Genomic DNA, 13342 nt, shown 5'->3' with positions numbered 1-13342 from the left:
ACGCGGGAGTTAATAATTTAAGGAGATGCAATGGAAGCATCTATTGAAATGCAAGCAAGAAGCGCAGTTTATTTTGGGCGAATGTTATGGCGTTATTTCGGTTTGGCGACAATGGTCGCGATTTCGCTAACGGTGTTGGTATTGGCGTTTCAGTTAGGTTTGGCCAACGTTTATTCCTATGCGTTACGTAACTGGCATGAGCGATGGCTGCAAGACTATAGCCATTCACTTAGCGAACAAAACGTTCTGATTGCGGAGCTCGTGTCTCAACAAATGTTGGCGTGGCGTCATGATGATCCACTTTATTTAACCCTTGCTGCCAAGCAGGTCGAGTGGCGCAATTTTTATCAATTAGTGATCTCAAGTGAAGATAATAAAGCGCAACAGCGAGTTCAAAATTTGGCTAAGGCTTACTCTTTTTATCAGCAAGCGGCGAATCTAAGGCCGACGTGGCCAGATACTTATGTTGCGCTTGCGAGTAACCGCCAAGCTATGGGAGAGCCAGCAACGGTTTGGTTTGCTTACTTGGCGCAAGGTGTCGCGGTGGCGCCAAAAACCAAGGCAAGTTTGCTCGGTATGGTTAATTTAGGGATTGCTAATTGGGAGCGATTGGATCCGCTTCAGCAGCAAGTGGTAGAAAGCTCGCTAGTGAGTTTACTCGAGAATCCAGCGATCAATCGCAAACTAAAGCGAGAGATACCTTCGGCACTGGTGAGAGATCGGATTTGTTACCTACTGACTTATCAAGGTTCGATTGCTCAAGCCGAATTTTGTAAGGCGCAATCGTCATGGCAGTAATTAATTTAAAAGTGGTAGCAGTAACGGTTGTTTCGCTGGTGGTTTTAGGCAGTGTGCTTAAATCTCTTGGCTGGTTTTCTTTGTCCCTTTGGCGACTGGAAATAGCTTTAGGTGGCGACAAGATGACTCATCTTATTTTTTCCTACCTGTGTACCATTGCTTTGTTATTTGGTTTTTGTCGTTTTGGAAAAGCGCACCGAGAGCGCGTTCGTCGTTTTATTTTACTGCTCATATTGGTTTTTGCAGTGGATGAAAATTTACAGCGTTTTATCCCTACGCGAGAGTTTTCGTGGACCGATTTAATCAGTAACTTGTTTGGTATTTTATGCGCGCTGACCAGCTGGTTATTGCTTCATTACCTTTTTCTTCTTAAGCAAAAAAAGGAGCAGCAACATGGGCTTCGTTGATATTCACTGTCACATTCTACCCGGAATTGATGATGGGGCAAAAGACTTAAGACAAAGTATAAAAATGCTCTGTGCTGCAGTAGATGATGGCATAGAAGTGATGCTGGCTACCCCACATATTTTACCGGGAGTTTTTGATAATACCCCACAATCGATCCGCCATAGCTACAAGCTATTAAATCGAGAGCTTCATGCTCAGCAACTTCCTTTGCAACTATATTACGCTGCCGAAGTGCACCTGTGCCCAGAAATTATGCTTTGGCATAAACAGGGAAAGTTGCCTTTATTGGGACGCTTTAAAGATAAAGATGTATTGCTACTGGAGCTTCCCCATGGACATGTTCCACAAGGGTTTAATAATTTTATTAAGTGGTTAACGGCGAGAAATATCACTCCCTTAATCGCTCATCCCGAGCGAAATCGTGGGGTATGGAATGAAATTAATCTGGTCAGCCAATGGCGTCGTTTAGGCTGTTTATTTCAAGTGACAGCCGGTGCATTGTTGGGAGAATTTCGCCAGACGGCTCAACAAACAGCATTTCAAATGCTAGAGGATGATTTGGTTGACGTGGTCGCGAGTGATTGCCATGGATTGGAGAAGCGTCAGCCAAATTTGAGTCAAGCTTACGATAAGGTGAGTTTGCTTTGTGGGCAGCCGCGAGCGCAACGTTTGTTTATTGATACCCCCGGAATGATTGCGGCTAGCTGTCAAGGAACACTGGCAACGACCGTCACATCACTGATTGAGCCTGATATTTTTAGTCGTAAAGCCTAGGAGCCTTGATGGACATGTTTTCTCCCAAAACAGAGCGATTTGCTTTTGGCCTATTACTGTTGTTAGTGGTGTGGCTGCCAATTCCATTAGCCAGCAATCGACCTTGGGCTTGGTCGATTATGGAAGGATTGATTGCTCTGCAAAGTTTGATACTGGTTTACTGTTGGCGCCAGGCCCTTCCTTGGGGGTGGCTAAAAACCAACCGATTTTTGTTACTCGGTTTAGGGATCTTGCAGTTGGTGGCTTTGGCTCAGTTACTTCCCTTGTCTATTGATATGCTTAGCTTGTGGAGCGGTGCTGCCGCCAGCTTTCGTGAACTTGCAAGCGTTAGCGTTGAGCCGCTCAGCGAGGCACCGTTGTCACTGGATCCCAATCGGACCTTGGTTAATTTAGTGATGGGCTGCAGTTATCTCTTACTCGCGGTCAATTGTTGTTTGTTATTGAATTGTCGCGAACGCATGCAAGTGCTGATGCTAGCTTTTGTCGTGAGTGGGACCTTTCAAGCTTTTTACGGCACCATGCTCATTTTAAGTGATGTTGCGGCATCTCCAGTATTTGAGATCCCTACGGCAAGCCATGCGACGGGTTCCTTTGTGTATAAAAACCACTTTGCGAATTATCTTATTTTATGTTTGTGCATGAGTTTAAGCCTCGTCGTGTCGGAGCTGAATGCCCAACAAAGTAGCAGCTGGCAGCAGTCCTTAAAACGCATTCTTGAAGCATTCATGAGTCGTAAAATGTTGATCAGGCTCTGCATGGTGATTATGGTGATTGGTTTGGTTATGTCGCGTTCGCGGATGGGCAATAGTGCTTTTTTTGTGAGTACTATTATTGGCGCTTGTTTTGCTCTGGTTTTGTTTCGGAAGCGGCCACGTACGTTAACCGTCTTCTTTGTGAGTGTCTTGTTGATCGATGTATTGATTGTGAGTTCCTTATTTGGTTTAGACAATCTAAGAGAGCGACTAAGTTCGACAGTATTGGCAGAAGAAGAGCGGGTCGCGGTGTTTGATTGGAGTTTGAACATGCTTCAAGACTTTTTTATCACGGGCAGCGGTGCCGGTAGTTTTTATGCCTTGTTTCAAAACTACGCGCCTCAGCCTTTAGCTCAATTTTACGATCATGCACACAACGACTATCTGCAGTTTAGTATTGAGTACGGTGTGTTTGCTACGGCGGTTTTAGGCGCAGCGGTGCTTTGGACTCTAATTAGATGTTTGATCGCAATCAGAAAAAGAATGGACCCACTCATGCGGGCCACCGCGTTGGGATGCATGATGGCGATTGTGGCGATGTTGATCCACATTAGTGTCGATTTTAATCTTCAGGCCCCTGCCAATGCCGCTAGTTTCATTATTGTATTATGCCTGGGAATGGTTGCTGCGACGATGCCGACAGAAGGGCATTTAAGGGATGTATAAGCGCTGTTCGCTGTTTATACAGTCGAGGAAAATGTTATGAGTCACTGGAAAATGGAGGATCAATGGTGGTAATGACTGTTATCAGTCGAGCCTCTTAGAATGGATGAACGATTTATGCTGCATTTATTACGTCGATCAGAGTGAGGCGGTTAGCCGGTCGAAATAACCGCAGCTAAGTTTGTCAATTTATTTTACATGGCTCACAAAAACGAAATTTTTATTTTAATAACGTATTGATTTTTCTGTGTAAATTATTTGGATTGTTATTTGCATGGATTTTGTTAAAGAAGTGTATTTGGTGTTGAAATCGTGACCGTAGAGCTTTTTTGAGCTTGATGCTATTTCAACAGTAAGTAAATTTGTAGTTATGCCACGCTAGTTCAAGGAGGACTTATGAGGCAAATACGGTTAACAAAATGGCTACTGATCTTAGTCTCGGCAGGGCAAATGATGGCGGCAGGACTAGCGCTTGCTGCCGATCCGCCTCAGCCTTTACCCGCACCGCCTGCTGGGCTTTCGGCCCCATTTTTTCCTGCTGCGCTGAATCCTGTAGGTTTATTGACGCCACCACCGCCACCGAGTATGCCTGGTGTTGGTAGTGGTGGTGCAGGTTCTGGTGGGAGTGGTTTTGCGTCTGCTAGTTAAATGAGTCGTTGTACGCTATGAAAATAATCAAAGGCTAGCTTTCGCTAGCCTTTTTTCGTCTTGCCGCCAGAGCGATAAACCCGTTCCAACTGACGGAAATAAAAATGCCAGCTGGTATCACCATCTGGCATTTTATCGTTCAATCAATGTGAATTGATTAGTCGAGTTGTGGACCCGCTGCGACTAAAGCTTTTCCTTCGGCATTATCAGTATATTTATCAAAATTTTTGATAAAACGCTGGGCCAAATCTTCAGCTTTACTTTGCCATTGCAATGGATCCTGATAGGTATCTCGTGGATCTAAGATCTCACTATCTGCCCCCGGCAATGCTGTGGGGACTTCTAGATTGAAGATCGGCAAGATTTTAGTGGCTTGCTGTTCAATAGAACCATCGAGAATTGCATCGATGATTGCTCGTGTATCTTTAATCGAGATCCGTTTACCAGTACCGTTCCAACCGGTGTTCACCAAGTAAGCTTCTGCGCCAGCCGCTTCCATCCGTTTGACCAGTACTTCAGCATATTGGGTGGGATGTAAAGTTAGAAACGCCGCTCCAAAACAGGCAGAGAAGGTTGGTGTTGGCTCAGTAATCCCACGTTCTGTACCCGCTAATTTGGCGGTAAAGCCAGATAGGAAATGATACTTGGTTTGTTCTGCGGTGAGTTTGGCAACTGGTGGTAGCACGCCAAATGCATCGGCAGTTAAGAAAATTACTTTTTGCGCAGGTCCGGCCTTAGACACTGGCTTCACGATATTTTCAATGTGGTAAATCGGGTAAGAAACGCGAGTATTTTCGGTTTTCGACCCATCGTCATAGTTTACGCTGCCATCATTGCGCACGGTTACGTTTTCTAACAAGGCATCCCGTTTAATCGCATGATAAATATCAGGCTCAGCTTCTTTGCTCAATTTGATGGTTTTTGCGTAGCAGCCACCTTCAAAGTTAAATACACCTTCATCGTCCCAGCCGTGCTCGTCATCCCCAATGAGTTGGCGTTTCGGATCGGTTGACAGAGTGGTTTTCCCAGTTCCTGATAGACCAAAGAAAATCGCTGTATCACCTTTTTCACCCACGTTGGCAGAGCAATGCATCGAGGCGACGCCATTGAGTGGCAAATAGTAGTTCATCATGGCGAACATGCCTTTCTTCATTTCGCCGCCGTACCAAGTACCACCAATGACTTGCATTTTCTCGGTCATATTGAAAACCGTAAAGTTCTCGGAGTTAAGACCTTGTTTTTGCCAGTTAGGATTGGTGGTTTTAGAGCCGTTCATCACTACGAAGTCTGGCTCATAATCGACCAGCTCTTCTGCGCTTGGACGAATAAACATATTGGTCACAAAGTGGGCTTGCCAAGCCACTTCTACAATGAAACGCACTTTTAAACGCGTATCGGGGTTGGCACCACAAAAGGTGTCGACCACAAATAGGCGTTTACCAGAGAGTTGGTCGGCTACTATTTTTTTGAGATCGGTCCAGACTGCCGGATCGATCGGTTTGTTATCATTTTTAGCTTGCTCAGAAGTCCACCACATACTGTCTCGGGTGGAATCATCTAACACGATGTATTTATCTTTGGGGGAACGTCCGGTAAAGATCCCGGTGTCAACCGCAACGGCTCCAGACTGAGTTACAATTCCTTTTTCGTAACCAGTTAATTCGGGTCGGGTTTCTTCTTGGTAGAGTGTTTCATAAGAAGGGTTGTAAATAATTTCCGACACGTCTTTGATGCCGTATTGCGTCAGGTTGATCACCTGATCCTTTTCTGCAACGTCTAGCATAGCAGTCTCCTGTAGGTAGAGAGGTAAGATTTATATTATATTTTTGTTAGTAATGGTTTTGATTCTAGCTCTTTAACGGGTGTAAAAAGAGAAGGTCGTCAAATTACCAGCACATTTTATTATGGTTATATTTATTGTGATCAGGAAATGCGATGAAACACGCATTCCCTTGGCCTAGTTTAGTGAAGGTTGCTTGGGTTTGTCGATAGTTTGTCTTGAGAAAAGTTTTCTATGTCGGCTTCGTTGAATTGATACTCATGCCCGCAGTAGTCGCAATGCATGGAAATATGTCCACGTTCATGACAAATATCTAACAATTCTTGATGGTCTATGTTCATTAATGCAGTTTCACAGCGCTGTGTTGAGCAACTACATTTGAAACTGACTTGTTGTGGCTCATACAATCTAACTTGATGCTCATGATATAGACGGTAGAGTAATTGCTCCGCGTCCAATTCAAAGCTCTCTGCCGCCGTGGTGGTATCGCTTAAAGTGGCGATCAGTTGAAAGTGTTCCTTATCTTCTGCTTGGCTGGCTGGCAGAGCTTGTAGGAATAAGCCACTCGCGTAAGGCTGTTGTTGATGGATCCCAGTAAATAACCAAATGCGGGTATTGAGTTGTTCTGACTGCTGAAAGTAGCTTTCGATACTGGCTGCCACTCCTGCAGGATCAATATTCACGATCCCTTGGTAGCGTTCGCCTTGGGTTGGGGTAATGGTAATTACAATGTGCCCTTTACCCACCAGTTCGCTAAAGCTGATTTGAGGGTCGATGGCTCCTTTCCAATTCGCTACGCCGCGCATTTGTTGTTGTTCGGTGCCACTCACGGCAACCATGCTAACCGGGCCATCGCCTTGAATTTGCACGGTGATGTCACCTTCAAATTTTAGCGTCGCGGTCAGTAAGCAAGTTGCGGCAAGCAACTCACCTAATAAGTTTTGGATGGGGCTTGGGTAGTTTTTTTGTCCGACGATTTCTTGGTAGCTTTGCTGTAGCTGAACTAACTCACCACGCAGATTATAATCTTCGAATATATAACGGTTTAGAATGTCTTGCTTCATGTTTAGACCTGACTATTTTTGTTTAAACTGAATTATTTGACGACGCTGCTTTTTATCGGGGCGTCGTTCTGGACTAGTATTTTGAGCTAACAGCTTACGTTGTAATGTTTGTTGTTCGCGTTTCTTGAGGCTGTCCTCGGTTTCTTGATAGAGTTGTTGAGCCTGAGATGCTGGGCCGCGTTTGTCACTGACTTGTAATATTACCAGTTCAATATATTGCTGGCCTTGCCATAGACTCATGGTGGCACCAATTTCAACGTTGCGACTTGGTTTACAGCGTTGTTGGTTATAGTGGACTTTTCCGCCCATCACCATTTCGCGAGCGAGTCCACGAGTTTTATAAAAACGAGCGGCCCACAACCATTTGTCGATGCGCGTTGCTGAGTCTTTAGATGTTTGAGGTTTCATAAAAAGTTTAGCTTGCTGGTCTATTAGTTGTTAAATTATATCAGCTTTATGGACGCTCGCTATCGCCCAGTTTAGTGCGTTATACAACATAAAAGTAATAAAAGTGCAAAACAACGCAACTTTTGTTCTTACAGCACTTGTTCTGTTGCCAAGTGTCTTTAGAATGAATAACTTCCGTGCTTGGCGGCTTACCTTGGATATTTCATAAGGAACCTGGATAATCGTATAGCGATGTCAGATGTATTATAAGAATAAATGGATATTAAATCTCTCTCAGCTCAGCTTGTTCGCTATGTTCCATCACGAAAGAGTAGTGTCGTCGTCACTGTGCTTTTGTTATGTATTGCGGCCTATCAGTTAGCCACGATTACTTGGTTGTTATTCCCTCGACAGACGCCGTCTTTTCGCTGGGTTCCACAAGCAGTAGATACCCTTGGTAACCATCAACAAGTCGATTTGACTCGCTTGCTTAAACTGAATTTGTTTGGTGAATATCGGGCTAAAAAAGCCTCTAAAGTGATTGCTCGACCAGCTTCGACCGAAGCACCGAAGACCTCTTTAAAATTAACACTTTCCGGTTTGGTTGCGAGTAGTGACCCTGCCAAATCGCTGGCGATTATTGAAAATAAAGGTAAGCAACAAACCTATGGTTTAGATGAGTCGATCCAAGGTACGCAAGCGGTGATTAAAGAAATCCAAGTCGATCGGGTTATTTTGTTGCACCGTGGGGTTTACGAAAGTTTGTTATTAGATCCCGACAATAAAGTCGCATCTGCTCGCACTAATCTTCGCTTTAAAGCAACTGGCTCTAGTACCGCAACAGTAAAACAGCTTAAAGTGGACGTGAAAGAAGTCTTGAAAGATCCTTCTAAGTTAACTGATTACATCAGAATTTCCCCGGTGCGACGAGATGGTGCTTTAACTGGCTATCGAGTGAATCCAGGTAAAAATAAGGGAGTGTTTGAGCAAGTTGGATTAAAAGCGGGGGATTTAGCGGTTGCGCTAAATGGATTTGATCTGCGCGATAACGCGCAAGCAATGCAAGTGATGCAAGAGATGGCGGATCTCACGGATATTACGATAACCGTAGAACGAGATGGCCAGCTACAGGATATTTTCTTCAGCCTGCCGAATGAATAGTACCGGAGATATTTTTAGATGAAGTTGCAAGCGTTACGCTATATTCACCACATATTGATTGGCCTGATTGGATTAGGGCTATGCACAGTGGTGAGTGCCACCGAGTTCTCGGCTAATTTTAAAGACGCCGATATTAATGAGTTAATTACCACGGTGGGGCGTAATCTCAATAAAACCATCATTGTCGATCCTGCTGTGCGCGGTAAGGTGAATGTTCGGAGTTACGATTTACTGAATGAGAAGCAGTATTATCAGTTTTTCCTCAATGTCTTAGAAGTTTATGGCTTTGCCGCTATTGATATGCCTAATGGCGTGGTGAAGGTTGTTCGCTCTAAAGATGCTAAGGCAGGGGCGATCCCTGTGGTGGACCGGGATGGTCAAGCCACGGGTGATGAAATGGTGACTCGGGTGGTTGCTGTTAAAAATGTTTCGGTTCGAGAACTTGCCCCTTTGCTGCGCCAGCTGAATGATAACGCTGGTGGCGGTAACGTTGTGCACTATGACCCTTCCAACGTGATTATGCTAACCGGTCGCGCCGCGGTGGTGAATCGTTTAGTTGAAATTATTCGTCGGGTGGATAAAGCGGGTGATCAGGAAGTGGATATTATTCGCCTGAAATTTGCATCTGCCGGTGAGTTGGTACGCATTATTGAATCCTTAACCACCAATAAAAGTGGTAAGGGAGCAGCGGCTAGTTTATTGATACCCAAAGTGGTTGCCGATGAGCGAACCAATAGCATTGTTGTATCTGGAGAGCCAGGCGCGCGTGCGCGGGTGGTCAGCTTAGTGAGTAAGTTAGATAGTGAACTCGAAACCTATGGCAATACTCGCGTATTTTATTTGAAGTATGCCAAAGCCACCGACTTAGTGGATGTGCTGAAAGGGGTTAGTGAGACGGTGGCCGCCGAAGCTGCGGGGGGCGGTAAAAAGGCCTCTGCCAATAATGCTCGCGGTAATTTTTCGATTGAAGCTCACGAGGATACCAATGCCTTAGTGATCACCGCCCAACCCGATACTATGCGCACCCTAGAAGGGGTGATTAACCAGCTTGATATTCGTCGCGCGCAAGTCAATGTAGAGGCGATCATTGTAGAAGTGGCGGAAGGAGATGGCGTGAGTCTTGGGGTTCAATGGGCCACTGCTGCCGGAGGGACCCAGTTTAATAATGTAGGTATGTCTGTCTCTGAGCTTGGCGCGGGTATTTACGATGCTCAACCGACCAAAGGGAGTACGGTGTGTAATGATGGCACTTGTACTGTAAACCCAGATACCGATGGTGATGTTTCTACTTTGGCTAGCGCCTTATCTAAGGTCACCGGGGCTGCCTTTGGTTTCTATGGCACCGATTGGGGAGTATTACTACAAGCGGCTGCGACCGATTCTCGTTCTAATTTACTCGCGACACCATCGATCACCACCCTTGATAATCAGGAAGCCTACTTTACCGTGGGTGAAGAAGTTCCGGTGCTTACCGGTTCTGCCTCAAGTAGCGGAAATGATAATCCCTTCACTACGGTGGATCGTAAAGAGGTCGGGGTGAAATTGAAAGTCACGCCACAAATCAATGAGGGCAATGCAGTACAGCTAACCATTGAGCAAGAAGTCTCTAAGGTGCAAGGGCAAACCTCGGTGGACATCGTGTTTGCCAAACGTCAACTTTCGACCACGGTATTGGTAGACAGTGGCGATACCATTATCTTAGGGGGTCTATTAGACGACCAAATCGAAGAAAGTGAGTCGAAGGTGCCTTTGCTGGGGGATATTCCAATATTGGGACATTTATTCCGCTCTACCAATTCCAAGAAGACCAAACGTAATCTGATGATTTTTATTCGTCCGACCATCATTCGTGATGCGGCAACCATGCAAAATATTAGCTCTCGCAAATATAGCCAAATTCGAGCGCAACAATTGCTACGTGAAGAGTTGGGTGTAGCCTTAATGCCCGAAACAAAAGTACCCGTTTTACCTGAATTTAATTCGGTGGATGACGTTTCTCCAGAAGTTCAAGAATATATTGATTATTTAAAAGAAAAACAATTACGCGAGCAAAAGAAAGCGGGTGAAGCGAGCGGCGCAGCAACTTCAGATAGCGAAGAGTCTACGAAGGTGAGTGCTGAGTAATGGATGTAAAAGCTGAACTTAATTATGTCGAAGATGAAAAAGCCTTGGTCTCCGATACTCCGCACTTGCAGGGGATTGAGGGTTGGCAGTTACCTTATATGTTTGCCAAAAACTTCGGCGTGATGTTAGAAAAAACCGTAAGTGGTTGGCGGGTATTTCATCATTCTAAAATTGAGTTAGCTGCTTTGCAGGAAATTCGTCGGGTCTTAAAGCAAGAATTTGTCTGTGAAGTCCTATCGGACGAGCAGTTTGAGCAGCATCTGACCGAAGCTTATCAGCGTGATTCTTCACAAGCTCGCCAGTTAATGGAAGATATCGGCAACGATATGGACTTTTACACCTTGGCCGAAGAATTACCCGAAAATGAAGACTTACTCGAAACCGAAGACGATGCGCCGATTATTAAACTAATTAACGCGATGTTAGGTGAGGCAATTAAGGAAGGGGCCAGTGATATTCATATTGAAACCTTCGAAACCATCTTAGTGATCCGCTTTCGTATCGATGGCGTGTTGCGTGAAATTTTGCGACCACATCGTAAGTTGGCCGCTTTATTGGTTTCACGGATCAAGGTCATGGCGCGTTTAGACATTGCCGAAAAGCGGGTGCCCCAAGATGGTCGAATCTCCTTGAGAATTGCTGGCCGAGCAGTGGATGTTAGGGTTTCAACCATGCCATCAAGCCATGGTGAACGGGTGGTATTACGACTGCTGGATAAAAATAATGCACGCCTGAATTTAGCCAATTTAGGCTTAATGGCACCGCATCGAGAGATTATTAGTGAATTATTGTTAAAACCTCACGGGATCATTCTCGTGACGGGGCCAACTGGTTCGGGGAAAAGTACCACGCTGTATGCCGGTTTAAGTGAAATTAACAGTAAAGACCGTAATATCCTAACCGTAGAAGATCCCATTGAATATAATATTGAGGGCATTGGCCAAACTCAGGTGAATACTAAGGTAGATATGACCTTTGCTCGGGGGCTGCGGGCGATTTTACGCCAAGATCCCGATGTGGTGATGATTGGTGAGATCCGTGATTTAGAGACCGCGCAAATAGCAGTGCAGGCCAGCTTAACCGGCCACTTAGTGTTGTCTACTTTGCACACCAATACCGCGATTGGTTCGGTAACCCGTTTACGCGACATGGGGGTGGAGCCTTTCTTATTATCTTCTAGTTTATTAGCCGTGTTAGCCCAGCGCTTGGTTCGAACGCTTTGTGTCGAATGCCGTGAAGCGCATGTGGTGAGTGAGCGAGAGCACCAGTTATTAGGCGTAGCAAAAGATGCTACCGTATATCGTCCAGTGGGTTGTGAGCATTGTAATCATACTGGCTACCGCGGTCGAACTGGGATCCATGAGTTGTTGCCGATCACTGACGAGGTACGCGATATGATCCATGCGGGTAGCAGTGAGCAGGAAATTGAAACTGCGGTTAGAGAGAGTTGCCCAAGTATTCGCCAAGATGGGGTTGCCAAAGTGCTGCAGGGGATTACTAGCTTAGAAGAAGTATTGCGGGTCACCCGCGAAGGATAGTTAGGGTTATGCCGGCATTTGAATATCAAGCCTTTAATCAGAAAGGTAAAAAAGCTAACGGAGTACATGAAGCCGATACCGCGCGTCAAGTGCGCGCTTATTTGCGTGAGCAAGGACTTACCCCCCTAAAGATCGAACAAGTCGCCGAAAAATCTACGGCTAAAGCTGCTGGATTTCGCTTCAAACGGAAAATTAGCACCAGCGATTTGGCCTTGTTGACGAGACAGTTAGCCACCTTAGTTGCGGCGGCAATGCCGATTGAGGAATCCTTGAAAGCGGTGGCGCAACAGGCTGACAAACCCAAATTAAAGAGTGTTATTTTAGGGGTTCGCTCTAAAGTTGTAGAGGGCTACAGCCTCGCCGACAGTATGGGCGATTTCCCAGAGGTCTTTGAAAAACTGTATTGCGCCATGGTGGCGGCGGGAGAAAAGTCGGGTCACCTGGATAAGGTTCTAGAAAGGTTGGCCGATTATACCGAGCAACGCCAAGCGATGCGCATGAAAACCATGCAGGCTTTAATCTACCCGGCGGTATTAACGCTGGTGTGTATATCGGTGATTGCCATCTTACTGGTTTCGGTGGTGCCTAAAGTCGTCGCGCAGTTCGAGCATATGGGACAAACGCTGCCAGCGGCAACCCGTTTCTTAATTTATATCAGCGACTTGGTGAGAGATTACGGTTTAGTTTTTGTGATTGTTATTGTTTTGGCAATGGTCCTTTGGCAGCGGATGTTGCAGAAGGATAAAATTAGAATGAACTGGCACCATCGCTTACTGTCGATACCAGTGCTTGGTAAAGTCACTAAAGGTCTAAATACGGCGCGTTTTGCTCGAACCCTGAGTATTCTTAACGCCAGCGCGGTTCCCTTACTTGAGGGGATGGGCATTGCAGGCGAAGTATTGACTAACGATTTTGCGCGTGCGCAGGTACTTGATGCTGCTGCCAAAGTACGTGAAGGAGAGAGCCTACATCAGTCGTTAGAGGCAACGAAGCTGTTCCCGCCGATGATGTTACACATGATCGCCAGCGGTGAACGCTCCGGTGAGTTAGAAGGAATGCTGGAGCGTGCCGCTGACAACCAAGACCGTCAGTTTGAAACTCAAGTAAACATAGCTTTAGGGATATTTGAGCCCGCCTTGATCGTTAGCATGGCGGGTATCGTGCTATTTATTGTGATGGCTATCTTAATGCCAATTTTGGAACTTAATAATATGGTAGGGCTTTAGAACCTACCCGTTTTTCGGA

General features: G+C 45.6%; 12 protein-coding genes. 9 read left to right on the top strand and 3 right to left on the bottom strand.

Annotation, left to right across the window (positions count from 1 at the left end; all coding sequences use genetic code 11):
• Nucleotides 1-30 precede the first annotated feature (30 nt).
• From ACRRSX_RS20915 to ACRRSX_RS20895, 5 genes are all read left to right on the top strand, one after another.
• Nucleotides 31-798 carry a hypothetical protein gene (locus ACRRSX_RS20915; RefSeq protein WP_432455674.1) on the top strand — a complete coding sequence of 256 codons (768 nt, stop codon included), beginning with the start codon at nucleotides 31-33 and terminating at the stop codon, nucleotides 796-798.
• Nucleotides 789-1205, top strand: coding sequence for a VanZ family protein (locus ACRRSX_RS20910; protein WP_432455675.1), 417 nt, complete (start codon nucleotides 789-791; stop codon nucleotides 1203-1205). Before ACRRSX_RS20915 ends, ACRRSX_RS20910 begins: the two co-directional genes overlap by 10 nt.
• Nucleotides 1192-1980 (top strand): tyrosine-protein phosphatase, encoded by a 789-nt coding sequence (locus ACRRSX_RS20905; RefSeq protein ID WP_432455676.1) that lies wholly within the window; start codon nucleotides 1192-1194, stop codon nucleotides 1978-1980. The genes ACRRSX_RS20910 and ACRRSX_RS20905 overlap by 14 nt, the downstream gene beginning before the upstream one ends.
• An 8-nt stretch (nucleotides 1981-1988) precedes the next feature.
• Complete coding sequence (locus ACRRSX_RS20900) at nucleotides 1989-3398, top strand: O-antigen ligase family protein (protein ID WP_432455677.1); 1410 nt, start codon at nucleotides 1989-1991, stop codon at nucleotides 3396-3398.
• Nucleotides 3399-3791: 393 nt separating this feature from the next.
• Nucleotides 3792-4043, top strand: a complete 252-nt coding sequence (locus tag ACRRSX_RS20895) for a hypothetical protein (protein ID WP_432455678.1) — start codon at nucleotides 3792-3794, stop codon at nucleotides 4041-4043.
• 157 nt (nucleotides 4044-4200) lie between these two features.
• Here the strand turns inward: ACRRSX_RS20895 and pckA are convergent, their stop codons facing one another.
• The 3 genes from pckA to hslR all read right to left on the bottom strand — a co-directional run bounded on the left by pckA (nucleotide 4201) and on the right by hslR (nucleotide 7295).
• A complete protein-coding gene (gene pckA, locus ACRRSX_RS20890; protein ID WP_432455679.1) occupies nucleotides 4201-5826 on the bottom strand; it encodes a phosphoenolpyruvate carboxykinase (ATP) in 1626 nt (541 codons plus the stop codon).
• Between the two features lie 179 nt (nucleotides 5827-6005).
• Nucleotides 6006-6887, bottom strand: coding sequence for an Hsp33 family molecular chaperone HslO (hslO, locus tag ACRRSX_RS20885; protein ID WP_432455680.1), 882 nt, complete (start codon nucleotides 6885-6887; stop codon nucleotides 6006-6008).
• 12 nt (nucleotides 6888-6899) lie between these two features.
• The gene (gene hslR, locus ACRRSX_RS20880) at nucleotides 6900-7295 is read right to left on the bottom strand and encodes a ribosome-associated heat shock protein Hsp15 (RefSeq protein ID WP_432455681.1); all 396 of its coding nucleotides are present in this window, start codon (nucleotides 7293-7295) and stop codon (nucleotides 6900-6902) included.
• 255 nt (nucleotides 7296-7550) lie between these two features.
• Between hslR and gspC the strand changes: the two genes are divergently transcribed.
• Genes gspC through gspF form a run of 4 tightly spaced genes read left to right on the top strand, consistent with a single transcriptional unit; the run spans nucleotide 7551 to nucleotide 13323 of the window.
• On the top strand, nucleotides 7551-8435 hold the full coding sequence (gspC, locus tag ACRRSX_RS20875; RefSeq protein WP_432455682.1) for a type II secretion system protein GspC: 885 nt from the start codon (nucleotides 7551-7553) through the stop codon (nucleotides 8433-8435).
• Nucleotides 8436-8453: 18 nt separating this feature from the next.
• A complete protein-coding gene (gene gspD / locus ACRRSX_RS20870; protein WP_432455683.1) occupies nucleotides 8454-10559 on the top strand; it encodes a type II secretion system secretin GspD in 2106 nt (701 codons plus the stop codon).
• Nucleotides 10559-12097, top strand: coding sequence for a type II secretion system ATPase GspE (gspE, locus tag ACRRSX_RS20865; protein WP_432455684.1), 1539 nt, complete (start codon nucleotides 10559-10561; stop codon nucleotides 12095-12097). Before gspD ends, gspE begins: the two co-directional genes overlap by 1 nt.
• An 8-nt stretch (nucleotides 12098-12105) precedes the next feature.
• Entirely contained in the window at nucleotides 12106-13323 is a 1218-nt protein-coding gene (gene gspF / locus ACRRSX_RS20860) for a type II secretion system inner membrane protein GspF (protein WP_432455685.1), read from the top strand.
• The last annotated feature ends 19 nt before the right edge of the window (nucleotides 13324-13342 follow it).

It is taken from the genome of Agarivorans sp. QJM3NY_30 (assembly GCF_050870855.2).
Taxonomy (GTDB): domain Bacteria; phylum Pseudomonadota; class Gammaproteobacteria; order Enterobacterales; family Celerinatantimonadaceae; genus Agarivorans.
The sequence above is the reverse complement of the archived record's forward strand: the minus strand, read 5'-3'. Positions and strand labels throughout refer to the sequence as shown.